The organism is Pseudoalteromonas sp. G5_S1_14_S5 (assembly GCF_054968605.1).
In genome coordinates, this window is the sequence record NZ_JBQKUM010000211.1 from 1 (window position 1) to 635 (window position 635).

Annotated in this window: 1 protein-coding gene; it reads left to right on the forward strand. The window is 47.7% G+C overall.

Annotation, left to right across the window (positions count from 1 at the left end; all coding sequences use genetic code 11):
• Nucleotides 1-110: 110 nt before the first annotated feature.
• Entirely contained in the window at nt 111-527 is a 417-nt protein-coding gene (locus tag ACTRWI_RS22585) for a hypothetical protein (RefSeq protein WP_078532131.1), read from the forward strand.
• Nucleotides 528-635: the final 108 nt, after the last annotated feature.

Consider the following 635-nt stretch of genomic DNA (forward strand, 5'->3'; position numbering starts at 1 on the left):
GGTTTCAATCCGGATCACATTTTCCCAAAACTAGATAACTTCAATCTTGAATTTCCTCATTTGACCACAATAACAGTGATGTTAATGCGTGTTTATGAGGAGGTGTACATATGACAAATCGAGGTTGGCCAAGAAATCAAAGTACAGGCCCACAAGGTGGTTTATCAACTGGTCCCGGTGGTGGTATGTCCACAGGCCCCAATGGTGGTATGTCCACAGGGCCAAACGGTGGCATGTCTACTGGTCCAGGAGGAGGTATGTCTACAGGTCCAGGTGGCGGCTTATCAACAGGCCCTGGCGGTGGTCTATCAACTGGTCCAGGTGGCGGTTTATCAACTGGCCCAGGCGGTGGCTTATCGACCGGACCAGGCGGTGGTTTATCAACTGGTCCTGGGGGAGGTCTTTCGACAGGTCCTACTCCGTATTACAGCAATATTCCACCATGGCATATTTTTGTCCAGGAATTAGAGCGTCGAGGTTTGCATCAACACGCTCAAACCATTAGACGACATTTGCCGAACCTATAAACTAACAAAGCATTTAAGAGTGATTCCCAACGCATGGCATTTTTCATTCCATAGTTGGGTTTTGTGTTTACGGTGGTATTTTTGAGTTTCGTGGTAGCGTTGCTCACA